Origin of the sequence: Nonomuraea cavernae (genome assembly GCF_014646355.1) — a bacterium.
GTDB classification, from domain to species: domain Bacteria; phylum Actinomycetota; class Actinomycetes; order Streptosporangiales; family Streptosporangiaceae; genus Nonomuraea; species Nonomuraea cavernae.
This window is the reverse complement of the sequence record NZ_BMNH01000077.1, coordinates 1-583: the sequence shown is the minus strand read 5'-3', so window position 1 is coordinate 583 and position 583 is coordinate 1. Positions and strand designations below refer to the sequence as shown.

1 pseudogene is annotated in these 583 nt (G+C 70.2%); it reads left to right on the top strand.

The annotated features are described in order from the left end of the window. Positions 1–583 (top strand): annotated as a pseudogene (locus IEY82_RS38750) (RNA-guided endonuclease TnpB family protein); the annotation flags it as partial.

The following is a 583-nucleotide window of genomic DNA, read 5'->3' as shown; positions in this document are numbered from 1 at the left end:
GGCAGGTCAAGGACAGGTACGGGCTGGCGGCTCAGGCCGCGCAGCATGTCATCAAGAAGGTCGCCGACGCCTACGCCACCCTGCACGCCCATGTCCGCAACGGCCATCTGGGCAGGCCCGGCTCCGCCCGGCGTGAGCGGGTGCTGGCCCGGCCGATCGTCTTTCGCCCGGGCGCGGCCCAGCCGTTCGACGACCGCTGCCTGTCCTGGCAGCCGGACGCGCGGACGGTGTCGATCTGGACCGTGGGTGGGCGGATGAAGGGCGTGGCGTTCACCGCCTCGGCCGATCAGCTCACCCTGCTGGCCGCTCACCGCAAGGGCGAATCAGACCTGGTCTGCCGCGATGGCAGGTGGTTTCTCATCGCCACCTGCGACCTGCCGGACGTTCCGGTGCGCGCTCCGGACGGGTTTGTCGGGGTGGATCTGGGGATCGCCAACATCGCCACCACCGCCGGCACTGGCACCGGCGATGGTGTCCGCCACAGCGGCAAGACCCTGAACGCGGTCCGTCACCGCCACCGGGAGTTGCGCCGCCGCCTGCAGGCCAAACAGACCAAGAGCGCCAGACGGCTGTTGAAGAAACG